A 25,605-nucleotide genomic window follows, 5' to 3' on the forward strand; every position below is an offset into this window, starting at 1 on the left:
AAAAAGGAAGTCGAAAAGCTCGCGCATCCTGGCCCGTTGCGGGACTTCGTGGTGGAGAAGCTGCGCCTGAAGTGGTCGCCGGAGCAGATCTGTCACGCTCTGATCGACGAGTATCCCAGCGACGAGAGCATGCGCGTGAGCCACGAGACGATCTACCAGGCGATCTACGTGCCAGGCCCGGGGTGGGCTGAAACGTGAGGTCGCCGCCGCACTGCGCACGGGACGCACCCGGCGCAAGCCCCACCGTGACCCCGCCCAGCGCACCAAGCGCTTCGTGGACGACATGATCATGATCAGTGAGCGTCCCGCCGAGGTCGAGGACCGTGCCGTGCCCGGCCACTGGGAGGGCGACCTCATCGTCGGCGCGAACAACGCCTCCGCGATCGTCACCCTGGTGGAACGATCGACCCGCTACGTGATGCTGGGCCACCTGCCCGCCGGTCACACGGCTGAGGAGGTCCGCGACGTCCTCGTGCCCCTGATCGGCACCCTGCCGGAGCATCTGCGCGGGTCGCTGACCTGGGACCAGGGAGCCGAGATGTCCGGCCACAAGCAGTTCACCGTCGCGACCGGCGTGCCCGTGTACTTCTGCGACCCCCACTCGCCCTGGCAGCGCGGATCGAACGAGAACACCAACGGGCTGCTGCGCCAGTACTTCCCCAAGGGCACCAACCTGGCCGTTCACAGCGCCGTGGACCTCGAGCATGTCGCCCAGGAACTCAACGGCCGCCCACGCAAAACGCTCGGCTGGAAAACTCCAGCCGAGCGTCTGCGTGATCTACTACTGACCACCTAGCCAAACACCAGGTGTTGCGAGGACCCCAAGAATCCGCCCACCCGCCCGGCCCTCGCCGCATCGTCCGGTCCTAGGCGCCGGTGACGTCCTGCCGGCCCCACAGCGGCACGCCCTGCGCGGACGAGACCGTGAGGCCCCACGTCCAGGCCTCGGCGGTGGGGTTCCACACAGGCGCGATCACGCCCGAGAAGGCGGCGTCGGCCGTGGTCACGGTGACCGCCGCATCGTCCCCGAGCTCCCACGTGCCCTCGAGGCCGCCCGACACGGTGCCGTCCTCCGCGAGCGTCGCCTCGACCGAGGTCGGCGCGAGCGGCGAGATCACCTTGTCGAACAGGACCACCTGGTAGGTGCCCGCCGCGTCCTCCGCGGAGACCTCGGTGAGGCTCTCGCCGGCGTAGCGTGCGGGGGACAGGACGGGCCAGCCGTCGGCGTTCATGTACATCTGGTGCACCCGGACCTCGTGGATCTCCTCGGTGCTCGCGAAGCGCGAGTGGAAGACGAGGAAGGACTCGCCGGTCTCCGGGTCGTCGTACCAGGTGTTGTGGCCGGGGGAGACGTAGCCCTGGTCGCCGCCGATGCCGGGGCCGTCGGCCCACTCGTAGCCGCCGATCACCTTGACGCCGTACGGCTCGATCGAGGCGTCGTCGAACACCGTGCCGGGGGCGCCCGCGACCGCGGACATGTCGTTGCCCTCCGCGTCGAGGTACGGGCCCGCGGGGTCCTCGGCGCGCGCGACGCGGACCTCGTAGCCGCCCGACGCGTCCAGCCCGCCGAACGACAGGAACAGGTAGTAGTAGCCGGTCTCCTCGTCGAAGCGGATGTTCGGCGCCTCGATGCGCGAGTGGTTTCCGCCGACGAGGTGCGTGCCGTAGCCCTGGCCCTCGAGCGGGAGGCCTGTCTCCTCGTCCATCTCGAGGATGAAGATGCCGCCCGAGTACGAGCCGTAGACCATCCAGAGGTCGCCGTCCTCGTCGTAGAAGGCGTCCGGGTCGACCGCGTTCGGGTGGACGGTCGCGTCGTAGACCTCGCCGGGGTTCTCCGACTCCTCGTCCCACATCCCGGACTTGAGCAGGATCTGCAGGTTCACGTAGGGGCCGTCGACCTCGTCGGCGATCGCGATCCCGAGCGCCGAGCGCGCGGAGCTGCCCTCGCACGCGTTGTAGTACATCGCGTAGCGGCCGTCGGGGAGCTCGACGACGTCGGCCGCCCACAGGGTGTCGGACTGGGCCCACGCGAAGGTCTCGGCGAGCTCGGTGCGGATGTCGTCGAACAGGCCGGCGGCGTCGGCGTCCGCCACGCTCATGCTGTTCTGCGTCCAGCTCATGAGGTCGGCGGTGTGGGCCGAGGCGGCGTGGGAGCCGAAGACCCAGATGTCGTCGCCCGCGGTCACGACCGACGGGTCGTGGACCGTCACCTCGTCGAAGGAGGGCGCGGGAAGGTCGGGCAGGCCGCCGGACGATGCGCTGCACGCGCTGAGCGCGAGGGTGGCGGTCGCGAGGGTGGCCGCCGCGGCGGCACGGGTGCGGTTCATGGGTGGTACTCCGGTGCGTCGTTGGACAGAGCAGGCGGCGCGGGCGCCGACGTGGACGCGACAGTACAACGTTGTAAATCAGCGGGTCAAACCGGCGGTCGACCGAGTCGGGGAGGCGGCGCGCGCGGCCCGCGTGCCCCGCGCCTCGACCCGCGCCTCGTCCCTGGACGGAGCCGTCTGCGGGCAGACGCGACGGAGCGGGGGCGCCGGGGGAGGCGCCCCCGCTCCTGGGGGTGGGAGGAGGTCAGGCCGTGGCGAGGGCCGCGACCTCCTCGGGGGTCAGCGCGGAGGTCCACATCGCGAGCTCGTCGATGTCGCCCTGGTACGGGGTGTCCCACCAGTTGACGCCGAGCGCGAAGACGGCCGACGGGCTCGTGAGCACGTCGGTGAAGGCCGGGTTCGCGCCCACGTCCGTGCCGTCGACGTAGAGCGTCACCTCGCCCGCGTCGACCGTGAACGCGAGGTGCGTCCACTCGCCGGCGGGGATGAGCCTGCCGGTGACGCCGTCGTACCAGGCGCCGTTGTCGTTGGACCACAGCAGCGTCTGCTCGTTCCAGCCCTTCGGCACCAGGCTGAGGAACTGCGATCCCGAGCTGGCCGCGAAGAACGCCGTCGTGTGGAACGTGAAGGCCTCCGGGCGCAGCCACATCGACACCGTGTACGTGTCGCCCTGGAGGAGGCCGTCCTGAAGACGCACGCCCGAGGCGCCGTCGAGGTGGAGCGCGGAGCCGGAGACGCCGTCGACGTAGGATACCGAGCCGCCGGTGTTGTCGATGCGGTCGCCGGTCACCGTGGGCACCGCGAGCGCGCCCGCGTTATCGGCGAGCGTGTCCTCGAAGGACCACGCGCCTACCAGCTGCGGCGCGGGCCGTGCCTTGACGACCACCGTGAACGGCACGGCCTGGACCGCGGAGCCGTTGGCGACGGTGGCGGTCAGGGTGACCGTCGCATCGTCCTCGCCGGCGCCGGGCCGGGTGACGTCGCCGGTGGCGGACACGTGCTCCGGGTCGGAGGAGACCCACGCGATCGTGGTGCCGCCGGTGCCGGTGGTGGGCAGGTCGAGGTCGGCGACGACCGCGGAGGTGTCGCCCAGGTCCAGGTCCGCCATCACGGCGTCGACCGCGGCCTGGCCGGACAGGGTCTCGACCTGGCGGCCCCACAGCGAGATGCCCTCCGACGACTGCACGGTGAGGCCCACGGTCCACACCTCGCGCTGGTCGTCCCAGACGGGCGCGAAGACGCCGGTGTAGGTGGCGTCGGGCGTGATGAGCTCGGCCCGGTCGTGGCCCGTGAGCTTCCACGTGCCCTCGAGGCCGCCCGTGAGCTTGCCGTTCGTGGTCAGGGTGACGTCGACGGGCAGGTCGGGTGCGGCGCTGATCTCGGTGCCCAGGTTCACCACCTGCCACGTGCCGACGACCTCGTCGCGCTTGACCTTGCGGTCGGTCTCGCCGGCGTAGCGGAACGGCGACACGACGGGCCAGCCGTCGGCGTTCATGTACATCTTGTTGACGCGGACGTTGTGCATCTCGCCGGTCCCGGGGAAGCGCGAGTGCAGCACGATGTACGAGTCGCCGGTGTCGGGGTCGTCGTACCAGGAGGTGTGGCCGGGGGACACGTAGCCGGTGCCCTCGCCGGTGCCGGGGTCTCCGACCTCGCGGGTGAAGAGGTAGCCGTCCATGATCTTGACGCCGTACGGCTCGATCGAGTCGTCGTCGAAGATCGTGCCCTCCGCGCCCCTCACCGTCGCCATGTCGACGCCGTTCGCATCGACGTACGGGCCGTCGGGGCTCTCCGAGCGGGCGACGCGGACCTCGTAGCCGCCGTCCGCGCCCAGGCCGCCGTACGAGAGGAACAGGTAGTAGTAGCCGGTCTCCTCGTCGTAGCGGATGGTGGGCGCCTCGATGCGGGCGTGGTTGCCGCCGACGAGGTGGGTGCCGTAGCCCTGGCCCTCGAGCGGGAGGCCGGTCTCCGCGTCCATCTCGAGGATGAAGATGCCGCCGGAGTACGAGCCGTAGACCATCCAGAGGTCGCCGTCCTCGTCGTAGAACGCGTCCGGGTCGACCGCGTTGGGGTGGACGGTGGCGTCGTAGATCTCGCCGGGGTTCTCCGACTCCTCGTCCCACATCCCGGACTTGAGGAGGATCCCGAGGTCCTCGTACGGGCCGTCGACGTCCTCGGCGACCGCGACGCCGAGCGCCGAGCGGGGCGAGTCGCCCTTGCACGCGTTGTAGTACAGGTAGTACCTGCCGTCGGCCAGCTGGATGACGTCCGAGGCCCACAGGGTGCTCGTCTGCGCCCACTCGAAGGTCTCCGCGAGCTCCGCGTAGATGTCCTCGAACAGCGGGTTGTCCGCGTCCTGGCTCAGGTCGATCGAGTGCTGGGTCCAGCTCATGAGGTCGGTCGTGTAGGCCGAGGCCCCGTGCGAGCCGAAGATCCACACCTCGTCGCCCGAGGTCACGATCGACGGGTCGTGGACCGTGACGTCGGCGAAGGCGGGTGTCGGCGGCGTGGCGGGCTGGTCCCCCCACGCGGGTGTCGCGGCGGCCGCGCCCGTGAGCGCGGCGGTGGCGGCTATCGCCCCGAAGGTGAGGCGTGTGCTGCGGCTGAGGGCCACATCATCTCCTGTTCATCGTTGGACAGAGACTGCTGCGAGGTCGTCGATGACCCCGCCGCCGCGACTCTACAACGATGTACATGGGCGTGCAATCCGCACGGCGGGGAGCGTTCCGCGGCGTCGCGCCTGGTGCGGGGGGGCGGTCGCGACCGGTGTGCGGCCCCGGCCGGGCGGCGTCGCGCGCGCGGTGCTTCACTGGTGGGGGAGGTGCCGATGGACGCCTGGAAGGTCCGCGACGGCGCGCTGCGGCACGAGTCCGTGCCCGACCCGGTTCCCGCCGCGGACGAGCTCCTCGTGCGCGTCGAGGCGTGCGGCGTGTGCCGCACCGACCTGCACGTCGTCGACGGCGACCTGCCCGTGCATCGTCCCGCCGTCATCCCCGGCCACCAGGTGGTCGGCACGGTCGTCGGCGCCGGCGAGGCGGTGCGCTCGATCGACGAGGGCGACCGCGTCGGGGTCGCGTGGCTGCACCGCACATGCGGGACATGCCGGTGGTGCCGCTCCGGCCGCGAGAACCTGTGCCCCGAGGCGACCTTCACCGGCTGGGACCACGACGGCGGCTACGCCGAGCTCCTCACGGTGCCCGAGGCCTACGCCTACCCGCTGCCGCACGACGAGGAGGCGCTCGGGCTGGCACCGCTGCTGTGCGCCGGGATCATCGGCTACCGCGCCCTGCGGCGCGCCAACCTGCCGCCCGGCGGGGTGCTCGGGATCTACGGCTTCGGCTCGAGCGCGTCGATCACCGCGCAGCTCGCCAAGGCCGCGGGCGCGACGGTGGTCGCGATCACGCGCGGGGAGCGCAACCGGGCGCTCGCGCGGGAGCTCGAGGTCGACTTCGTCGGGGGAGAGGACGCCGTGCCGCCCGAGCCGCTCGACTCGGCCATCGTCTTCGCGCCCGTGGGCGCGATCCTCACCCAGGCGCTCGACGCGACGATGCGCGGCGGCACGGTCGTGAGCGCCGGGATCCACATGTCGCCGATCCCCGAGCTCGACTACGACCGCTCCCTGTTCCACGAGCGCGACCTCCGCTCCGTCACCGCGAACACCAGGGCGGACGGCGCCGAGTTCCTCGCCCTCGCCCGCAACCTCCGGCTCGCGCCGGCCGTCACCACGTACGGCTTCGACGGCGTGGACGATGCGCTGCTCGACCTCCGCGCGGGCCGCGCCCGGGGCTCGCTCGTCGTGCGCATGGGCTGAGCCTGGCGGGGGTGCGCGGCGCGCCTCGCTGGAGCGTCCCCGGTGCCCGTGCCGGCGCCCTCTCCCGGTCGCCTCACACCCCTTCAACCGGACATGACTGTCCGGTAGAGTCGGTCGCACAAACCGGACAAGGATGTCCGGTCATGACCCGAAGGGGAGCGACATGGCGGAGTGGGACGAGGAGGTCGACCTCCTGGTCGCCGGCACCGGTGCGGCGGCGATGGCCGCGGCGATCGCGGCGGCGGACGAGGGCCTCGAGGTGCTCGTGGTCGAGGGATCCGACAGCTGGGGCGGCTCGACCGCGTTGAGCGGAGGCGGGTGCTGGCTGCCGACGCATCCGGGCATGGCGGAGATCGGCGTCGACGACTCCGAGAAGAAGGTGCTCACGTACCTCGACGCGTGCGTCGGTACGCCCGAGGAGGTGGGGCCCGCATCGTCCCTCGAGAGGCGCCGGGCCTTCGTGCGGACGGCGCCCGTGGTGCACGGGTGGCTCGAGGACCACGGGCTCGAGTGGAAGACGGCCAAGGCCTACCCGGACTACTACCCGGATCTGCCCGGCGGCATCGCCGGCGGCCGCACCGTCGAGCCCGCGCCGTTCGACGTCAAGCAGCTGGGCGACTGGTACGGCCATGCCCGCGAGACGCTCCCGCCCGGCCTTCCCCTGTTCGCCGGCGACACGTACCTGCTCGCCCGCGCCTGGTCGACGCCGACCGGCTTCGTGGGCGGCGCGCGCCTGGTGCTGCGCGCCCTCGGCGGGCTGGTGACCGGCAAGCGCCTCACCGGGCTGGGCATGTCGCTCGCGGCGCGCCTCATGTACATCGCGAAGGTCCAGCAGCGCACCGAGGTGCGGCTCGACTCGCCCCTGCTCGACCTAGTCGTCGAGGACGGCGTGTGCGTCGGGGCCGTCGTCGGCGGGCCGCGCGGCGAGCGGCGCATCCGGGTGCGCGCGGGCGTCCACCTCGGCGCCGGCGGCTTCGACCACAACGCCGAGTGGCGCGAGCGCTACCAGGGGCTCGACTCCGAGGCGTCGTCCGGCAACCCGGCCAACCTCGGCGGCGCGATCGACGTCGCGATGCGCCACGGCGCGGACGTCGCCCTCATGGACGACGCGTGGTGGGGCCCCTCGGTCGCGCCCACGAGCAAGGGCGGGCCCACGTTCATCGTGTCGGAGCGGTCGATGCCGTTCTCGATCATCGTGGACCAGGAGGGCAGCCGCTACGCCAACGAGTCCACCAGCTACGTCGACTTCGGGCACGCCATGCTCGAGCGCGGCCTCGAGCGCACCAACCACAGCTGGATGGTGCTCGACGCGCGGCACCGCCGCCGCTACCTCAACAACGCCTTCCTCCAGGGGGCGAAGACGTTCTACGAGGAGGGCGTCGCGGTCAAGGCCGACACGCTCGAGGAGCTCGCCGAGAAGATGGGCGTCGACAAGGCGACGTTCAAGCGCACCATCCAGCGCTTCAACTCCTTCGCTCGGAACGGCGTCGACGAGGACTTCGGCCGCGGCCACGACGCGTACGACACGTACTACGGCGACCCGACCCACGGGCCCAACCCCAACCTCGGCGAGATCGCGCACGGGCCGTTCGTGGCGCTCAAGGTCGTGCTCGGGGACCTCGGCACCAAGGGCGGGCTGCTCACCGACGAGCACGCGCGCGTCCTCGACACCGACGGCGGCGTGATCGCCGGCCTCTACGCGGCGGGCAACACGTCGGCGTCCGTCGTGGGCCGCACGTATCCGGGCGCAGGGTCGACGCTGGGCCCGGCGCTCGTGTTCGGGTACCTCGCGGGCCGGCACGTCGCCGCGCGGGCGGCCGAGGTCGCCGTCGAGGGCGCCGTCGATCGCGCGGTCGGCGAGCCCGCCGAGCCCGCTCCGGGCGCGTGAGACCGGGGTCGGGGGCCGCGCAAGTCGTCGCGGCCCCCGGCCCGTGCCCGCGCGGGGAGCCGTCCGCGCGAGGGTCTAGGGTCGGTGGACGTGAGATACGCAGCGATCGGTGACAGCTTCACGGAGGGGGTCGGCGACCCGCAGCCCGACGGGACGATGCGCGGCTGGGCCGACCTCGTGGCGATCGGCCTCGCGCAGGCGCACGGCTCGGTCGAGTACGCGAATCTCGCGATCCGCGGCCGGCTCGTCGAGCCGATCGCGACCGAGCAGCTCGACGCCGCGCTCGCGCTCGACCCGCTGCCCGACGTCCTCACGTTCAACGGCTCCGGCAACGACATGATGCGGCCGGGCTGGGACGCGGTGCGCATCGAGGAGCTCACGCGGCGCGTCGTCGACCTCACGGCCGAGGCGGGGGTGCGACTCGTGCTCCTGTCCGGGCCCGACCCGACCGAGCGGCTGCCGCGCGGACGCAACTTCGCCGAGCGTGCCGACCAGCTCATGGACATCGTCGACCGGCTCGACGCCGCGTACGACCACATGACCTTCGTCGACAACTACCGCGACCCCGAGATGCGCCGCGCGGCCTACTGGGATGCCGACCGGCTCCACCTCAACCCGCTCGGCCACTCCCGGGTCGCCGCGCGCGTGCTCGCCGCGATGGGCGTCGAGACGGACCTGCCGGTCGCCCCCGAGGGCGACCCGGGGCGGCCCGGCGTGCTCGCCGAGGCGGCCTACGTGGGCCGGTACGTGCTCCCGTGGATCGGGCGGCGCCTCACCGGGCGCTCGTCGGGCGACGGCCGCGTGCCCAAGCACGCGACCTGGACGACCATCGAGGCGCCCGCGGCCTGAGGCCGCGCGCCGGCGCTTCTGCGGGCCGCCTGGAGGTCGGATCCGGACCTCGCCTGGGGCCGCCCGGCGCCCCGCCCACGAGCGGTCCGGGCAGCCCTCCAGGTGAGGCGGGGCACCGTCCGGCGCACGGTAGCGTGGCGCCATGGCGACGCCCGAGTTCATCCTCGACCTGCGGTCCAAGATCGGCACCGACCTCCTGTGGCTCCCCGGCGTGACGGCCGTGGTGCTGCGCGCGTCGACCGAGCGGCCCGGCGCCCGCCAGGTGCTCCTGGTGCGCCGCGCGGACAACGGCGCATGGACGCCGGTGACCGGCATCGTCGATCCCGGCGAGGAGCCGGCGGTGGCCGGCGCGCGCGAGTGCCTCGAGGAGGCGGACGTCGTGGCCGAGCCCGAGGCGCTCGTCTGGGTGCACGCGCTCCCGGAGATGCGGTACGAGAACGGCGACCGCTCGCAGTACCTCGACCTCACCTTCCGCTTCCGCTACGTCAGCGGCGAGCCGTTCCCGGCGGACGGCGAGAACCTCGAGGCCGCCTGGTTCGAGGAGGACGCGCTCCCGCCGATGTCCGAGGAGATGGCGAACCGCGTCGCCGCGGGTCTCGCACCCGGGGACGTCTGCCGCTGGTCGTCCTAGGCGGTCGACGGGCGCATCGGCCCTGGTGGGCGCCGCGCGCACCGGTTAGCGTGAAGCATGGCGACGCCGGACTTCATCCACGCGCTGCGGGCGAAGGTCGGGCACGCCCCGCTGTGGCTCATGAGCGCGACGGCGGTCGTGGTGCGGCCGTCGCCCGACAGGGCGGGCGTGCGTGAGGTGCTCCTCGCGCACCGCGCGGACTTCCTCACGTGGGCGACCATCGGCGGCATCATCGACCCGGGGGAGCAGCCCGCGGTCGCCGCCGCGCGCGAGCTCCTCGAGGAGGCGGGCATCGTTGCCGAGCCCGAGACCCTCGCGTGGGTGCACGTCCAGGACCCCGCGGTCTACCCCAACGGCGACCACGTCCAGTTCCTCGACCTCACCTTCCGCTTCCGGTGGGTGAGCGGCGAGCCCTACCCGGCCGACGGCGAGAACCTCGAGGTCCGCTGGTTCGACGAGGACGCCCTGCCTCGCCTCAGCGCCGAGATGTCGGCGCGCGTGGCTGCCGTCCTCGACGGCGGCGAGGTCACCCGCTTCGAGTCCTAGGCGTCCTCCCGCCCGCCGCCCACCGGATTTGGTGGGTGGTGGTCGGTTCCGGCAGGTCGCTGCGCCTCATGGGTGACTGGTGGTCACGAACGGCTGGGTCGCGAGCGGCTGGGTCGCGCGCCGCCGGAACCGCCGGCCGACCGCGCGGCGCCCCACCCGGCCTCAGTGTGCGGCGTGCCCCGGCTCGGGCGAGTCGATGGGCCGCTCGATGAAGAACGCGGCGACCACGAGGATCGTGGCGAGCGAGGCCGAGATGAGGTACGCGGCGGAGATGCCGGTGGCGATCGACTCCGCCTCGCCCGCACCCTTCGCCACCTCGCCGGCGGCGACCGCGGCCATGGTCGACACGAACAGCGCCGTGCCGGCCGCCGCCGCCACCTGCTGGACGGTCGACACCGTGGCCGAGCCGTGCGAGTAGAGGTTCCGCGGGAGCGCCCCGAGGCTCGCCGCGAACAGCGGCGTGAACATCAGCGCGAGCCCCGCGCTCATCGCCACGTGGCACGCGAGCAGCGCCCACCACGGCGTGCCCGGGTCGAGGATCGCGGACAGCGCCCACAGCGTGGCGGCGACCAGCGCGGAGCCCGGGATGAGCAGGGGGCGCGGGCCGAAGCGGTCGACCGCGCGCCCCACCGGACGCGCGCACAGTCCCATGAGCAGCCCGCCGGGCAGGAGCAGCAGCCCGCTCTGCAGCACCGACAGCCCGAGCACCTCCTGCATGAAGATCGGCAGCAGGATGATCATGCCGAACAGCGACATCATCATGACGACGAACATGACGATCGACACCGCGAACGTGCGGGCGCGGAACGTACGCAGGTCGAGCAGCGCGTCGTCGATGCGCTGCAGCACCAGCTGCCGCCACACGAACAGCCCCAGCGCCACCGCGCCCACGGCGATCGCGAGCATCGTCGACAGGGGCAGGCCGCCGCCGCGTGCCTCGCCGATCTGGCTCAGGCCCAGGACGATGCCGCCGAACCCGAGCGCGGACAGCACCACGGACAGCGCGTCGATCGGCGCGTCGCGCGTCTCGCTCACGTCTCGCACGAGGCGCCAGCCGAGCGCCAGCACGGCCGCCGCGATGGGCAGCACGAAGACGAACATGAAGCGCCACGAGAAGGCCGACAGGATGAGCCCGGAGATGGTCGGCCCGATCGCGGGCGCGACCGCGATCACGACCGAGATCGACCCCATCCGCCGACCGCGGGTCGCGGGCGGCTCGAGCTGCATCACCGTCGTCATGAGCAGCGGCAGCATGATCGCCGTGCCGCCCGCCTGCACCACGCGCGCGAGCAGCAGCACCTCGAAGCCGGGCGCGAGCGCCGCGATGAGCGTGCCCGCGGTGAACAGCGCCATCGCGGTGAGGAACACCGGCCGCGTCCGGTACCGCTGCAGCAGGAAGCCCGTCACCGGGATGACGATCGACATCGTGAGCAGGAAGGCGGTGGTGAGCCACTGCGCGGCGACCGCGGTGATCCCGAGGTCCGTCATGAGGTGCGGCAGCGCGACGCCCATGATGGTCTCGTTGAGGATGACGACGAAGGCCGAGACGATGAGCACCCAGATCACGACGGAGTTGCGGCGAGCGGTCGCCTCGTCGATCGGAGGGGTGGGGGCCGGGCTGGTCGCCTGTGCGGCGCGGGCCCGGGAAGTGGTGGCCAGGTCGTCGGACATGGGGTCCATTGTGGCGCGCGGGTCCGACGGCGCGTCAGCCCCCACTTGTGAGGGTGCCCTCACTACCGTGGATAACTCAGTCATTGCCTGATCTCGCCCGGCGTGCCTAACATCGTCATGCTGAGCCGGCGGTGCACCCCGCCGGAAGGTGTCCTGGGGGGACCGTCGACCGGCGGGGGATGCGGAGGTTCTGATGGTGCACACGGCTGAGGGGGCCGCTCGTCGCTTCATCGCGCGCGACGTGCGGGCAGTAGGAGCCGCGCTGGATCCGTCGGGGCTGAGGATGGTGCGGCTGGACGTCGCGGACGAGTCCGACGGCGCGATGCCGCTAGGGCCTGACGAGCATCCCTCGCCGGTCTCTCCCGGTTCGTTCGCGGAGTGGGCCGCGCGGCTGGGCACGCCTGCCGCCCTTCCCAACATCTACCTGCCGTCCGAGGCGCGCCTGTCGCGCCCCGACGGCGACGACATGTTCACCGGCCCGGAGCTCGACGAGCACGCGCGTCGCTACCTCACCGCCGCGACGGACGCCCGCGCCCTGCGGGTGCGCGGCCGCGTGCTCCAGTGGATCGCGCTGCGCTCGGCCGTGGACGTCGCGGGCACGCTGCGCTGGGCGAGCCTGTCCTGCGGTCCGGCGTTCCCGGTGGTCGCGGCGATCGCCGGTGCGCGCGACGTCGGCGCCACCGTCGCCGCCACGTTCGTCGACACCTGCACCGACGCGCTCGACGCGAGCCGCCGCGTCGCGCTCGCGCACGGCGTCGACCCCGGCGACCACCGGTTCGTGAGCATCGAGGACCAGCCGGCGTCGCCCGCGGCCGTCGTCGAGCCGGCGAGCCAGCACCTCGTCGAGGCGCTCGCGCTGCTGTCGACGGTGACGCCGGACGAGGCCCCGGCGGCGCTCGCGGACGCATACGCCCTGGTCAGGCCGGGCGGGACGCTCGTCTTCTCGGTCATGTTGGACGACCGTCCGCCGTGCGCGGGCTGCGCCGCGCTCGGCTGGCCGACGGGTCCGACCCTCGACCTCGCCGGCGTCGCCGACCTGCTGGCGGCCGCCGGGATCCCGTGCGAGGACGCGCTCGCGCTCGTGCCGCAGGACGGCATCTACGCGGTGGTCCAGGTCGAGCGCCCCTGACCCGACGGTGGGTAGCCTCGTGCGCGTGGACGATGCGCGCATGAAGGCTGCCGCAGAGGCGCCGCGCGCCGTCGGCATCCTCGGCGCCGGACGCTTCGGCGCGGCCCTCGCGCGCCTGTGCCGCGACGCCGGCATCGAGGCGACCGTCGCATCGTCCGGGGACGATCCGGCGGCGGCGTGCGCGGCCGACGTGGTGATCCTCGCGATCCCGCTGGGCCGCTTCCGCACGCTCCCGGAGGAGCTCCTGCGAGGACGGCTCGTCGTCGACGTCATGAACCACTGGTGGGAGATCGACGGCGCCCGGCCGGACCTCGAGGACCCCACGACCTCGACGTCCGAGACGGTCGCGGCCTTCCTCGAGGGCGCGCGCGTGGTCAAGGCGCTCAACCATGCGAGCGTGTGGGAGCTGGAGAACCTCGGCCGGCCCCCGGGCGACCCGGACCGACGCGGCATCGCGGTCGCGGCGGACGATGCGGACGACAAGGCCGCGGTGGCCGCGCTCGTCGACGCGATCGGCTTCGATCCGGTCGACGCGGGCCCGCTCGCGGCGGGCGTGATGTTCGAGCCGCCCGCGGAGATCTTCGGCTCCGACGCGACCGCCGAGGAGATCCGCACCATGCTCGACCGGTTCCCGCGGTCGCAGCGCGGCCGGGTGGTCGCGCGGGCCCGCGGCGAGGCGTGACGATGCGGGTGGTCGTCGCGCCCGACGCGCTCAAGGGCACGTGGCCCGCCGAGCGCGCGGCGGCCGCGATCGCGCGGGGCTGGCGCTCCGTGCGGCCGGACGATGCGGTGGCCGAGATCCCGCAGGCCGACGGCGGCGAGGGGACGCTCGCCGGGGTGCGGCACGCGAGACCCGAGGCGGCGCTGCGCAGCCGGGGCCCCGTCACGGGGCCCGCGGGCGCTCCGGTGGCGGGCGCGTGGCTCGACCTGGGCGACGGGACCGCGCTGTGCGAGCTCGCCATCGTGGCGGGGATGCACCTCATGCCCGGGCCCGACGCGCTCCGCGCGACCTCGCGCGGCCTGGGCGAGGTGATGGCGCACGCCCTCGACGCCGGCGCCACCCGGCTGGTGGTCGCGCTCGGCGGATCCGCGTCGACGGACGGCGGGCTGCCCGTGCTCGAGGCGCTCGGCGACCGCAGGCCCCCGCCGGGCGGCGCCACCGTGCTGTGCGACGTGCGCGCCCCGCTGCTCGGACCCGGCGGCGCGGCGGTCGTGTTCGCTCCGCAGAAGGGCGCCTCGCCGCTCGACGTGGTCGCGCTCGAGAGACGGCTCGAGGAGGTGGTCGCGCGCCTCGGCGCGGACCCGGACGTGCCGGGGACCGGCGCCGCCGGCGGCGTGGGCTACGCGCTGCTCGCGTGGGGCGCGACGCTCGTCGAGGGCGCCCCCGAGATGGCCCGCCTCACGGGTCTCGAGGAGGCCGGACGGGACGCGGACCTCGTCGTCACGGGGGAGGGGCGCTTCGACGCGCAGTCGCTCATGGGCAAGGCGACCGGGCATGCGCTCGACGCGTTCCCGCGGGTCGCGGTGATCGCGGGGGAGGTCGCCGCGGATCCGGGCGTGTGGTCCGCGTCGCTGACCACGCTCGCGGGCTCGCGCGAGGCCGCCATGCGGGAGCCCGACCGCTGGCTCGAGGAGGCGGGACGCGCCGCCGCACGCGCCTGGGAGGACCACGGTCCCAGCGCTTTTGTGCGCCGCAGGTAAACGATGTAAATTCCACTGAGGCCCCGAGCAGCGCGCGCCGCGCGCGCGAGCCCCACCACCGCCCGACTCGAAGGAGAGCGTCCGTGACCGACCCGATGGAGCGCCGCGTCCGCGCCTACCACCGCACTCCCACCACGGCCGCGGAGGCCAACAACGAGGACGTCGCGCTGAGCATGCACCTCGCGCTCGAGGGCCCCGACGGCTTCGCGCCCCTGTTCGACGACTACGGGATCTTCTTCGCGCGCGTGTCCGAGACGCCCGCGCCGGCCGGCACGAGCGAGGAGATCCTGCGCTCGCTCGTCGACCCCCACCTCTTCGCCCTCCGCGACGGCGGCTACGGCGTCGTCGCCACGCGCGTCGCCCGCGGCGGCGCGCCCGACGGCACCGAGCGGTCGAGCGTCCTCGTCGCGACGTCGCCGGACCTGCTCACGTACGACGAGCTCGGCCTGCTCGACCTCGGCGTGACCGACGGCGTGCATCGTCCCGCCGCGGTCTACGACGCCGCGAGCGACACGTACCTGCTCCAGTGGACCAACGACGCCGGGGAGGCCTTCCACGCCGCGGTCACCGACCCCGCCGACGGCGGCCTCGCGAGCCCCGCCGAGCCGGGCCCCGTGCCCGGTCTGGAGCACGGCGCCCCGATCAGCATCCCCGCCGACATCGCGCGCGGCCTCGAGGTGCGCTTCGGTCCCATCGTCAACACGGGCGCGCGCCCGCTGCCGGACGTCGAGGTCGCGGTGGGCTCGGCCCCGACCGTCGCCGACCTGCCGGCGCGCCTCGAGCTCGACTACAGCGACGGCTCCACGGGCTCGCTCGCGATCGCGTGGGACGCGGAGGCGCTCGCCGCGATCGACACGTCCGCGCCCGGCGAGCACACCGTCGCCGGCCTCGTGCGCCAGGCCGTCTACCCGACGCCGTTCTCGGACGAGCGCGCCGACCCGTCGGTGTACCGGTTCGACTTCAACGGCGTCGAGAAGTTCCTCATGATCGCGACCAAGGACCTCCACATGGACCCGGTCAACAACGCGGGGGAGCCCGTCGGCATGCCGATCCGCATGGCCGACCGCATCGAGGACCTCTCCGACGAGGCGCTCGAGGCCGGTCGCGTCACCGAGGTCGACCTGCTGGTCCACGGCTCGCTCGACGCCGACGGCAACCCGATGACCGGCTGCTTCTGGGCGCCCGAGATCCACCTGATCGACGGCACGCTGTCGATCCTCTTCATGCCCTCGTACGGCGACCCGACCGACATGTGGTCGGGCCGCGCGAGCATCGTGCAGCTGCGCAAGGACGAGGCGGGGAACCACCTCGACCCGACCGTGCCCGAGAGCTGGACCGCGACCCGCCACGTGCTCTGTGCGGACGGCTCGGAGCTCAACAAGATCCAGGGCATCTCGCTCGACATGACGTACTTCGAGGACTCCGGCACGCACTACTACGCCTGGCAGATGCTGGGCTCGGTGTTCATCGCGACGATGGACCCCGCGGACCCGACGCGCCTCACCGGCGAGCCCGTGCGCATCGTCGCCCCCGAGTACGCGTGGGACAACTTCATCGCCGAGGGGCCCAACGTGCTCGTGCGCGACGGCCGCCTGCTCCTGCTCTACTCGGGCTCGACCGTGGGCGACAGCTACACGACGGGCCTCGTGACCGCGACCGCGGGCGAGGGCGTCGACCTCACCGACCCGGCCGCCTGGACCCGGCTCAACCACCCGATCCAGAAGTCGGGCCCGTTCAACGGCGAGATGCAGCTGGGCACCGGCCACGGCATGTGGTCCGAGGACGAGGACGGCAACCTCCTCTACGTCTTCCACGCCCGCACCGACCACAAGGGGCTGACCGGCCGCGACATGTTCGTGCGCCGCGTCCACTTCGCCTCGGACGGCATGCCGGTGCTCGACATGGAGACCGAGGAGGAGCTCCTGCCCGAGCTGCGCGACGTCGCCGTGACGGTCACGGTCCGATGACCGCCGGCGCCGGGGGCGACCGCCCGTACGGCTACCTCATGGTCCACTTCCTCGAGGACCCCGAGGGCTACGCCGAGAAGATCTACCTCGACCTGTCCGAGGGCGACGACCCCGAGCGCTGGGTCCCGCTCAACGGCGGCGAGCCGATCCTCGCCTCGCACCTCGGCACCACCGGCGTGCGCGACCCGCACCTCACGCACAACCCGCAGACCGGCACGTACTACATCCTCGCGACGGACCTGCGGGTCTTCGGCGGGGACGATGCGGGCTGGGCGCGGTGGTCGCAGGGCTACTCGACGCGCATGAACGTGTGGGAGTCGCGCGACCTCGTCACGTGGTCGCCGCTGCGCCAGCTCGACGTGGCCCTCGACGCGTCCGGCGCGCCCGCCGCGGGCGTGCCCGCGATGGGCATGATGTGGGCCGCCGAGACCACCTTCGTCCCGGATTTCCACGGGGAGGGTCGCGGCGCGTTCGTCGTCTACTGGACCTCGACCGTCGGCGACCACCAGGTGATCCTGTGGGGCTCGACGACGGACTTCACGCAGGGCACCTTCGAGTTCGGCGGCGTGCTGCTCGACCACGGCGACCACACCATCGACACCACGATGATCCAGCACGGCGGCCGCACCTACCGCGTCACCAAGGACAACGGCGCCACGCAGCGCGGCCTCTTCATGGAGGTCACGGACGCGGAGCGCTGGTGGGAGCCGGACGCCGCGTGGCGCGAGGTGCAGACGCGCATCGGCGAGGGCTACGCCGCCGGCCACGGCGTCGAGGGCCCCACCATGTTCAAGGCGCACGGCGAGGACCGCTGGTACCTCTACGTCGACGTCATCCCGTCGGTCGGCTACCGGCCCATGGTGTCGACCGACCTCGACGCCGAGACGCCGTGGGCGCCGCTCGACAGCCCGCGCTTCTCGCTGCGCGCCTCGACCAAGCACGGCGGCGTCCTCGGGCTCACCCGGGCGCAGCACGATGCGCTGCGGGCCGCGGACGCCCGGGCCGCGGTGGCGCCCGAACTCGGTGAGGTGGCGTCCGTGGCGGCGCTGCCCGCGGCGGTCGAGGCGCACCTGCACGGCGGGGGCACCGCATCGTTCCCCGTGGACTGGGCGGCCCCGGACGCCGACGGCGTCGTCGTCGGCACCCTGCGCGGGACGCTCGGCGCGAACCTCGACGCGTGGGCGGGGGAGGGTGGCTCGACCGCGTGGGACGCGCCCGGCAAGGAGCCGTTCAGCGCGACCGCCATCACGGTGACCGCGACGGTGCGCGCGGCCTAGCGGCGACGCGCGTCGACGCTCAACCCTCGGACGCGCCGCTGGCCCACGCGATCGCGTCGGCTTCGTGGTGCCCGGGGAAGATGCGCAGCTCGCCCGGGAAGAGGAACGACATGAGGTGCACCGCCTCGGCGAGCACCTCGTGCCCCGTGACGAGCGCGAAGCGGCCCCACGCCCGGTGCGGGACGCCCTCGAGCCGCGCGTCCTCCCACATCGCTCCGAGCGAGTAGCGCTCGAAGTCGTCGCCGAGGACGTAGACGAGGTTGACGGGACCGCCCGCCTCGACGGCGGCGTCGATCGCGGGCTCGAGGGCCGCGCGGTAGTCGTCGGCGCTCACGAGCCCCGTGCCACGGAACCCGAGCGTGCCGGCCGGAAGGTCGTGGATCTGCTCGATGGGCATGCCTCCATCCTGGCGCGCGGGGTGACGGCGCGCGAGCGGAGGATCACTCCTTGGGCCAGTCCACCTCCGCGCCGGGGACGTCGTGACGGCGCAGGTAGCGCGCGATGAACGGGCATGCGGGCACGATGGTCTCGCCGCGCGCCGCGGCGTCGGTCAGCGCCCCCTCGGCGAGCGCGGAACCCAGGCCCCGGCCCTCGAACGCGTCGCCGACCTCGGCGTGCGTGAAGACGATGCGCCCCGAGCGCAGCCGGAACTCCACGACCCCGGCGAGCGCGCCGTCGACCGTGAGCTCGTAGCGGCCGCGCTCCTCGGACCGCGTCACCTCGGTGGTCATGAGGCGCGCCGCGGGTCGAACGGGTCGTCGTCGGGGTCGCGCAGCGAGCCGCCGGTGGCGAGCCTCATCATGTCCGAGCTGAGGTCGATGTCCAGCTCGGTGCCGCCGCCGGAGCCGTAGGTGTGCTGGTAGGCGCCCCACGCATCGTCCCGCACGGCCCGCGCGAAGCCGGACTCCATGAGCAGGACGAGCTCGCGCGCGGCGCGGTCGACGCGGGTGCCGAGCGCGGTGTCGGTCCAGTCCTCGGTCGAGGCGAACAGGCTGGTGGGCACGGGCAGCGCGCGGAGGTACGCGAAGAGCGCGCGCATCTCCTCGTCGACCACGAGCGCGTGGCGGGCGGTCCCGGCGGTGGCGGCGAGGATCACCGGCTTGCCGATGAGGAGGTCGTTGTCGAGCACCTGGAAGAAGCTCGTGAACAGGCCGGACGCGCCCGCCTTGTACACGGGAGCAGCGGCGACGACCGCGTCGGCCGCGACCAGCGCGTCGACCGCACGCGTGAAGCGCGGGCCGAGCAGCTGGCTCGACAGCGCGGCGGGCAGCTCCTGGAGCAGCTCGCGCAGGTCGATCGTGGTGACGGTGACGGCATGGCCGCGCTCGCGGGCGAGGGCGGTGACGCGCTGGGTGGCGCGGTCGGCGAGCAGGCGGGTCGACGAGGGGTCGGACACGCCGGCGCTCACGACCACGAGGCGGAAGTCGGTCATGGGGTCTCCTCGGGGAGGTCGTCGTCGGGAAGGGAGAGCTTGCGGGAGAGCGACTCGAGGAGCGCGAGCTCCTCGTCGCTCAGGCGGGCGGTGAGGGCGGCGGCGACCGACGCGCCGTGAGCGCGGCCCACGCGGCGCTGGAGCGCGCGGCCCTCGTCGGTGAGCGAGAGGTGGGCGGCCCGCGCGTCGGTCGGGTCGGCGCATCGTCCCACCAGGCCGCGCTCGACGAGGCGGTCGACCAGGCGGGACAGCCCCGGCTGGCTGAGCATCACGTGCCGGCCCAGGTCGCTGAGCCGCTGCGGCGCGTCGCACTTCGACAGCGTGTAGAGCACGTCGTAGTCGCGCATCGACAGCCCGTCCCACACGTCGTCCTCGGTGAAGCGTCGCATGAGCGCCGTGTGCGCGCCCAGCGCGGCCTCCCACGCATCGTTCGCGAGCCGTGTCCGGCCCCGGGACGATGCGCGGGGCGCCGTGCCCGCGACCGGTGCGGTGGTCATCGTCCCTCCTAGAGGGTGGGGTAGGAGCCGACCGTCGACTCCGAGTCCTGGTAGGGGGAGCCGCCCGTGACGTTGTCGCCGCGGTTGGCGTTGGGGCGCGGCTGGCGCGGCTCGGCGTCGCCGTACTTCGCCTGGACGAGGTCGGCGTGCGACGGCGGGTTCGAGGGCGCCTCGGGGTCGCGGACCTTGTCGAGCTCCTCGCGCAGGACGGGCACGACGTGCTCGCCCAGCAGGTCGAGCTGCTCGAGGACCATCTTCAGCGGCAGGCCTGCGTGGTCGATGAGGAACAGCTGGCGCTGGTAGTCGCCGAAGGCCTCGCGGAAGGTGAGGGTCTTGTCGATGACCTCCTGCGGGCTGCCGACCGACAACGGCGTCATCTCCTCGAAGTCCTCCATCGTGGGGCCGTGGCCGTAGACCGGGGCCTCGTTGAAGTACGGGCGGAACTGGTCGTGCGCGTCCTGGCTGTTCTTGGCGATGAAGGCCTGGCCGCCGAGGCCGACGACCGCCTGCTTCTGCGTGCCGTGGCCGTAGTGCTCGAAGCGCTGGCGGTAGAAGCGGATGAGGCGCTTGTAGTGCTCCTTGGGCCAGAAGATGTTGTTGGCGAAGTAGCCGTTGCCGTAGAACGCGGCCTGCTCGGCGATCTCGGGGGTGCGGATCGAGCCGTGCCACACGAACGGCGGGACGTCGTCGAGCGGGCGCGGCGTCGAGGTGAAGCCCTGGAGCGCGGTGCGGAACTGGCCCTCGAAGTCGACCACGTCCTCGCGCCACAGGCGGTGGAGCAGGTTGTAGTTCTCGAGCGCGAGCGGCAGGCCCTGGCGGATGTCCTGGCCGAACCACGGGTACACGGGCGCGGTGTTGCCGCGGCCGAGCATGAGGTCCATGCGGCCCTTGGTGAGGTGCTGGAGCATCGCGTACTCCTCGGCGAGGCGCACCGGGTCGTTCGTGGTGATGAGCGTCGTCGAGGTGGTGAGCACGAGGCGCTCGGTGAGGGCGCCGATGTGGCTCAGCAGGGTGGTGGGCGACGACGAGAAGAACGGCGGGTTGTGGTGCTCGCCGACGGCGAAGACGTCGAGGCCGACCTCCTCCGCGTGGACCGCGATCTTCACGATCGCGTCGATGCGCTCCGCCTCGGACGGCGTGTAGCCGCTGACGGGATCGCGGGTGATGTCCGAGACGGACATGATGCCGAACTGCATGGGGTGCTCCTCCGGGGCCGTGGCTGCGATGGTCGGGACGTGCGTCCCAGCCCCTGCCGCCGATTATATGCGTTCGCATGTAACTAACGCCAGGCCGGCGGATCTATTCCCTCTCCGGCCGGGACGCTCGGTACTCCCGCAGCCGTGCCGAGCGCTCCTGCGGGACGCTCAGTACTCCTCGGCGAGGCGCAGCACCTCCGACGCGGCATCGGCGAGCGCGACGCCGTAGCCGCGCCCGTGGCCGGCGGCGTGGACCGCGAGCGGGTGGAGCTGGTGGAGCGGCACGCGTGCCCGCCAGCCGGGGCGCAGCGGCGCCGCCTCGTCGTAGGCCGCCAGCGCATCGTCCAGGTGCGGCAGCCCGAACAGCGCGAGCATCGCGAGGTCGGTCTCGGGATGGCCGCCGTGGGCCGCCGGGTCGATGAGGACGACACCGCCGGGGGAGAAGAGCACGTTGCCGCCCCAGAGGTCGCCGTGGATCCGCGCGGGCGGCGCGTCGTCGTCGAAGGCGCCGCCCTCGATCACGGTGCAGGCGCGCTCGACCAGCGCCGCCTCGTCGGCGCGGAGGAACCCGGCGGCGAGCGCGGGGGCGAGGAAGGGCCGTACGCGCGCCTCGGCGTAGAAGGCACCCCAGCTGTCGCGGACGAGCGCGGGCATGCCGCGGCTGCCGATGAACAGTGGGCCGTACCAGCCGGCCGGCCGCGCGCCGAACGCGGGAGCGCCCGCGGCGTGGGTGCGCGCGAGGTCCCTGCCGAAGGCCCGGGCGGCCTCGCGGGTGGGCGCGGCATGCTCGATCCGCTCGAGGACGATGCGCCCGGCGCCTGCCTCCCTGACGCGCGCGATCCGTGCGCCGCCGGCGGCCGCGAGCCAGCGGAGTCCCGCCGCCTCGGCCTCGAAGAAGCCGGCGGGGGCGTGGGGGTTCGCCTTGACGTGGTCCGTGGGCGCGTCCATGAGTCCTCAGTGTCCCGTGGGGCGCGGCGGACCGCTACGAGGAGTACTGGGTGTCCCGGCGGGACGGCGGCGCGGCGGGACGTGTCAGCGGGCGCGGACGCGCGGCGCGAGGACCCCCGCGAGGAGCAGCACCACCACCGCGGACACCGGCATGAGCATGAGCCCCGCCCGGATCGACACCGAGTCCGCGATGAACCCCACGAGCGGCGGCGACACGAGGAAGCTCGCGCGCAGCAGCCAGCCGAGGTACGTGAGCGCGGCGCCGTGCTTGAAGCCGGGCAGGTCGTCCGCGACGGCCATCGCGCTCGGGATGAGCGTCGCGACGCCGAAGCCGGCCGCGCCGAAGCCGAGGATCGTTCCCCACACCGTGGGGAAGGCGAGCGCGGACCCCATGCCGACGAGGCCGATGACGGCTCCGGCACGCGCGACCGCGCGCTGGCCCCAGCGGTCGACCATCGCGTCGCCCGCGATGCGGCCGATGAACTGCATGCCCTGGAGGGACACGAAGCCGAGCGCCGCGAGCGTCGCGCCCGTGCCGAGCTCGTCGCGCAGGTAGCTGGCGGCCCAGGTGGCGCCCGCGTCCTCGACCCACGTGCCGGACATGGCGATCGCGCCGAGTGCGAGAAGCACGAGCCACGTGCCGCCGCTGGCGGCGCCGAGCGGGCCTCGCCGGCGGCGTGGTGCCGAGGCGCCGGCCGAGGCGGGCGCGTCGGCGGGCGAACCGTGCGCATCGTGGCCCCCGGCCTCGACGTCCGCGCGCGGGTCGGCGCCCGGCAGCAGCCAGCGGTGCCCGACGATGTTGACCGTCGCGACGATCACGGCGACCACCGCGAGGTGCACGCCCAGGTCGAGGCCCAGCCCGGCCGCGGCGCCGCCCATGAGGCCGCCCGCCACCGCGCCGATGCTCCAGATCCCGTGCATGCCGTTGAGGATCGACCGCCCGTACTCGCGCTGCACGCGGAGGCCGTGCGAGTTCTGCGCGACGTCGGCGATCGAGTCGAGCGCGCCCGCGAGGAACAGCGCGGCCGCGAACAGCACGCCGGTGGGGGCGAGGCCCGCGAGCACGACCGACAGCGCGAGCAGCACCATCCCCCACGTGCCGACGTTCGCGGAGTGGAAGCGGCGGATGAGCGCCCCCGCCGTCAGCCCGAGCACCAGCGCGCCGACCGGCATCATCGCGATGGCGACGCCGAACTGCGTGTAGCTGAGGCCCAGGTCGACGCGGACCTCCGGCAGGCGCGGGACGAGGTTCGCGTACGCGAGCGCGTTGGTGAAGAACAGCAGCGCGACGCCGAGACGCGCCCGTCGCAGCCTCGTGGGGACCGCGTTCGGGACGCGTGCGGACGTCATGGCCTCACGCTACCGAGAGGTCGGCGACCAGGAGGTCGGCGAGGCGCGAGCTCGGGCCCACGAGGACCTGGAACGCGCCGGGTTCGACCACGCGCTCGCCGCGCGCGTTCACGATCGAGCACTCGGTCACCGGGATGCGCACGGTCGCGTCGACGGCGGCGCCGGGCGCGACCTCCACCTGCGTGACGGCCTTGAGCTCGCGATCGGCCCACGTCGCGGACGTGTTGACGTCGCGGACGTACGCCTGGACGGTCTCGAGCACGGGGCGCGCGCCGGTGTTCGTCACGGTGACGGTCGCCTCGATGGCGTCGTCGAGCCCGAGCGACGCCGAGGCGAGGCGCAGGTCCGCGTAGTCGACGCTCGAGTACGACAGGCCGTCGCCGAAGACCCAGTGCGGCTCCTGCGTGAGGTCCGCGTAGCGGTAGCCGTGCTGCGCGTCGATCTGGTTGTAGAAGGTCGGCTGCTGGCCCACGTGGCGCGGCCACGAGATCGGCAGGCGGCCGCTCGGCTCGATCGCGCCGAGCAGCAGCTCCGCCAGCGCGCGGCCGCCCGCCATGCCGGGGTTCGCGGCCCACACGACGGCCGCGGCGCGATCCGCCGACGGCGGCAGCACGTGCGGCTTGGAGGCGAGCACCACGAGGACCACGGGGGTGCCGGTCCCGACGAGCGCGTCGAGCAGCGCGACCTGCCCGCCGAGCAGCTCGAGCGTCGCGGTCGACTTGCCCTCGCCCACGAGCTCGATGCGGTCGCCGAGCACCGCGACCACCGCATCGGCGCCGCGCGCGGCCTCGACGGCCTCCTCGATCATGGCCGTGTCGGGCTCGACCGGGAACGCGATGTGGGGACGCGGCTGGCCGTCGGGGAAGTACGCGCCCTTGGGGTCGGGGCCGGTCGTGATGATCTCGGCGCCGCGCGCGTGCACCACCTCGGAGCCCGCGGGCGCGAGCGCGCGCAGGCCGTCGAGCACGGTCGTCGTCATCTCACGCGGGTGGCCCTCCATGAGCCAGTCGGCCTGGCCGGAGGCGCCGGCCCAGTCGCCCAGCTGGGTGTGCGCATCGTCCGCGTTGGGTCCCACCACCGCGAGGCGCAGCGGGCGGTCGGCGGCCAGCGGCAGGGTGCCGTCGTTCTCGAGCAGGACCAGCGACCGGCGGGCGACCTCGAGGTTGAGGGCACGATGCGCGGGCTGGGCGATCACCTCGCGCTGCAGCGCGACGTCGGGCAGGCGCGGGTCCTCGAACAGGCCGAGGTCGAACTTGAGCGTGAGGATGCGGGTGACGGCCTCGTCGATGCGGGACTCCTCGAGGAGGCCCTGCGCGACGGCCGCCTGCGCGCCCTCGAAGAAGGCGGGCGTGGTCATGATCATGTCGTTGCCGGCGTTGACCGCCGCCGCGGAGGCCTGCGCGTAGTCGGGGAACAGGCGCTGCTCGCGCACGAGGTTGCCCACGTTGTCCCAGTCGGTGATGAGCGTGCCCGTATAGCCCCACTCGCCGCGGAGGACGTCGTTGAGCAGCCACTCGTTGATGGTGATGGGGATGCCGTCGGTGGACTGGTAGCCGAGCATGAAGGTGCCGCAGCCGGCGCGCGCCATCCGCTCGAACGGCGGCAGGTACCAGGAGCGCAGCTTGCGGCGCGAGATGTCGGCCTCGGAGGCGTCGCGGCCGCCCTGGGTCTCGGAGTAGCCCGCGAAGTGCTTGGCGGTCGCGAGGATGGCCGTGCGGTCGCCCAGCCCGTCGCCCTGGTAGCCGCGCACCATCGCGGTGCCCAGCTCGCCGAGCAGGTACGGGTCCTCGCCGAAGGTCTCGGACACGCGGCCCCAGCGCAGATCGCGCGCAATGCACAGGACGGGGGAGAAGGTCCAGTGGATGCCGGTCGCGGCGACCTCGACCGCGGTGGCGCGCGCGACGCGCTCGAGCAGGTCGGGGTTGAACGTGGCCGCCATGCCCAGCTGGGTCGGGTAGATCTCCGCGCCCTCGAAGAACGAGTGACCGTGGATGCAGTCCTCGCCGATGAGCAGCGGGATGCGCAGGCGCGTCTGCTCGACCAGCGCGTGCGCCTCGGCGAGGCGCTCGGGGGAGGCGTGCAGGATCGAGCCGACGTGGAGCTCCTCGATGAGGTGAGGGACGCCGTCGTAGGTGTGCATCTGCATCATCTGCCCAACCTTCTCGGGCAGCGTCATGCGCGCGAGGAGGTCGGCGACGCGGGCCTCGGTGGGCTGCGCGGGGTCCAGGTAGAGGTCGGTCACGTCGGGTCCTTCCACACGGCGACGGGCGGGCTCTGGCGAGCGTTTCTACCACATGGTAAAAAGAGAGTCGAAACGTTGCAAGCCGGGTCGACGGGCCGGGCGTGGGAACGTCGGCGAGCCGATGCGCCGATGCGCCGATGCGC

The 25,605-nt window shown here is 73.3% G+C and carries 21 protein-coding genes and 1 pseudogene; 11 read left to right on the forward strand and 11 right to left on the reverse strand.

Annotated elements, in window-relative coordinates; genetic code table 11:
• A pseudogene (locus AOM07_RS10260) lies at positions 1-796 on the forward strand (IS30 family transposase); the annotation flags it as partial.
• A 70-nt stretch (positions 797-866) separates the two neighbouring features.
• On the opposite strand, the gene AOM07_RS10265 reads toward AOM07_RS10260, so the two are convergent.
• Complete coding sequence (locus tag AOM07_RS10265; RefSeq protein WP_062313474.1) at positions 867-2,327, reverse strand: glycoside hydrolase family 43 protein; 1,461 nt, start codon at positions 2,325-2,327, stop codon at positions 867-869.
• 244 nt (positions 2,328-2,571) lie between these two features.
• Positions 2,572-4,941, reverse strand: coding sequence for a LamG-like jellyroll fold domain-containing protein (locus AOM07_RS10270; RefSeq protein ID WP_062313476.1), 2,370 nt, complete (start codon positions 4,939-4,941; stop codon positions 2,572-2,574).
• Positions 4,942-5,154: 213 nt separating this feature from the next.
• Here AOM07_RS10270 and AOM07_RS10275 point away from each other — a divergent pair, with 213 nt between their 5' ends.
• The 5 genes from AOM07_RS10275 (at position 5,155) to AOM07_RS10295 (ending at position 10,052) form a co-directional block, all read left to right on the forward strand.
• A complete protein-coding gene (locus AOM07_RS10275; RefSeq protein ID WP_062313478.1) occupies positions 5,155-6,138 on the forward strand; it encodes a zinc-dependent alcohol dehydrogenase family protein in 984 nt (327 codons plus the stop codon).
• Positions 6,139-6,301: 163 nt separating this feature from the next.
• Entirely contained in the window at positions 6,302-8,026 is a 1,725-nt protein-coding gene (locus tag AOM07_RS10280) for an FAD-binding protein (protein ID WP_084830249.1), read from the forward strand.
• 90 nt (positions 8,027-8,116) lie between these two features.
• The gene (locus tag AOM07_RS10285) at positions 8,117-8,875 is read left to right on the forward strand and encodes an SGNH/GDSL hydrolase family protein (RefSeq protein ID WP_062313815.1); all 759 of its coding nucleotides are present in this window, start codon (positions 8,117-8,119) and stop codon (positions 8,873-8,875) included.
• A 142-nt stretch (positions 8,876-9,017) separates the two neighbouring features.
• On the forward strand, positions 9,018-9,506 hold the full coding sequence (locus AOM07_RS10290; RefSeq protein ID WP_062313487.1) for an NUDIX hydrolase: 489 nt from the start codon (positions 9,018-9,020) through the stop codon (positions 9,504-9,506).
• Between the two features lie 57 nt (positions 9,507-9,563).
• Positions 9,564-10,052: an NUDIX hydrolase gene (locus AOM07_RS10295; RefSeq protein ID WP_062313489.1), complete on the forward strand. Its 489-nt coding sequence runs from the start codon at positions 9,564-9,566 to the stop codon at positions 10,050-10,052.
• A gap of 162 nt (positions 10,053-10,214) precedes the next feature.
• Here the strand turns inward: AOM07_RS10295 and AOM07_RS10300 are convergent, their stop codons facing one another.
• The gene (locus AOM07_RS10300; protein ID WP_062313492.1) at positions 10,215-11,723 is read right to left on the reverse strand and encodes a DHA2 family efflux MFS transporter permease subunit; all 1,509 of its coding nucleotides are present in this window, start codon (positions 11,721-11,723) and stop codon (positions 10,215-10,217) included.
• Between the two features lie 193 nt (positions 11,724-11,916).
• On the opposite strand from AOM07_RS10300, the gene AOM07_RS10305 reads away from it, so the two are divergent.
• From AOM07_RS10305 to AOM07_RS10325, 5 genes are all read left to right on the forward strand, one after another.
• Positions 11,917-12,852: a hypothetical protein gene (locus AOM07_RS10305; RefSeq protein WP_156165301.1), complete on the forward strand. Its 936-nt coding sequence runs from the start codon at positions 11,917-11,919 to the stop codon at positions 12,850-12,852.
• Positions 12,853-12,892: 40 nt separating this feature from the next.
• Positions 12,893-13,534 (forward strand): NADPH-dependent F420 reductase, encoded by a 642-nt coding sequence (locus AOM07_RS10310; protein ID WP_062313496.1) that lies wholly within the window; start codon positions 12,893-12,895, stop codon positions 13,532-13,534.
• A 2-nt stretch (positions 13,535-13,536) separates the two neighbouring features.
• Positions 13,537-14,553 (forward strand): glycerate kinase, encoded by a 1,017-nt coding sequence (locus AOM07_RS10315; RefSeq protein WP_062313499.1) that lies wholly within the window; start codon positions 13,537-13,539, stop codon positions 14,551-14,553.
• An 83-nt stretch (positions 14,554-14,636) separates the two neighbouring features.
• Entirely contained in the window at positions 14,637-16,520 is a 1,884-nt protein-coding gene (locus AOM07_RS10320; RefSeq protein WP_062313502.1) for a family 43 glycosylhydrolase, read from the forward strand.
• Positions 16,517-17,797, forward strand: a complete 1,281-nt coding sequence (locus AOM07_RS10325) for a glycoside hydrolase family 43 protein (protein ID WP_156171907.1) — start codon at positions 16,517-16,519, stop codon at positions 17,795-17,797. Before AOM07_RS10320 ends, AOM07_RS10325 begins: the two co-directional genes overlap by 4 nt.
• A gap of 19 nt (positions 17,798-17,816) precedes the next feature.
• Here the strand turns inward: AOM07_RS10325 and AOM07_RS10330 are convergent, their stop codons facing one another.
• From AOM07_RS10330 to AOM07_RS10365, 8 genes are all read right to left on the reverse strand, one after another.
• Positions 17,817-18,194, reverse strand: a complete 378-nt coding sequence (locus AOM07_RS10330; protein WP_062313504.1) for a SpoIIAA family protein — start codon at positions 18,192-18,194, stop codon at positions 17,817-17,819.
• A 43-nt stretch (positions 18,195-18,237) separates the two neighbouring features.
• Positions 18,238-18,528 (reverse strand): GNAT family N-acetyltransferase, encoded by a 291-nt coding sequence (locus AOM07_RS10335; protein WP_062313507.1) that lies wholly within the window; start codon positions 18,526-18,528, stop codon positions 18,238-18,240.
• Positions 18,525-19,229, reverse strand: coding sequence for a CE1759 family FMN reductase (locus AOM07_RS10340; protein ID WP_062313510.1), 705 nt, complete (start codon positions 19,227-19,229; stop codon positions 18,525-18,527). Before AOM07_RS10340 ends, AOM07_RS10335 begins: the two co-directional genes overlap by 4 nt.
• Positions 19,226-19,726: a MarR family winged helix-turn-helix transcriptional regulator gene (locus AOM07_RS10345; protein ID WP_062313511.1), complete on the reverse strand. Its 501-nt coding sequence runs from the start codon at positions 19,724-19,726 to the stop codon at positions 19,226-19,228. The genes AOM07_RS10340 and AOM07_RS10345 overlap by 4 nt, the downstream gene beginning before the upstream one ends.
• Positions 19,727-19,734: 8 nt before the next feature.
• Positions 19,735-20,922, reverse strand: coding sequence for a CE1758 family FMN-dependent luciferase-like monooxygenase (locus AOM07_RS10350; protein ID WP_062313514.1), 1,188 nt, complete (start codon positions 20,920-20,922; stop codon positions 19,735-19,737).
• 168 nt (positions 20,923-21,090) lie between these two features.
• Positions 21,091-21,870 (reverse strand): fructosamine kinase family protein, encoded by a 780-nt coding sequence (locus AOM07_RS10355; RefSeq protein WP_062313516.1) that lies wholly within the window; start codon positions 21,868-21,870, stop codon positions 21,091-21,093.
• A gap of 84 nt (positions 21,871-21,954) precedes the next feature.
• Entirely contained in the window at positions 21,955-23,220 is a 1,266-nt protein-coding gene (locus AOM07_RS10360; protein ID WP_062313518.1) for an MFS transporter, read from the reverse strand.
• 4 nt (positions 23,221-23,224) lie between these two features.
• A complete protein-coding gene (locus tag AOM07_RS10365) occupies positions 23,225-25,462 on the reverse strand; it encodes an exo-beta-d-1,3/1,6-glucosidase (RefSeq protein ID WP_062313521.1) in 2,238 nt (745 codons plus the stop codon).
• Between the last annotated feature and the right edge of the window lie 143 nt (positions 25,463-25,605).

It is taken from the genome of Demequina rhizosphaerae, from assembly GCF_000971255.1.
Lineage (GTDB): Bacteria > Actinomycetota > Actinomycetes > Actinomycetales > Demequinaceae > Demequina > Demequina rhizosphaerae.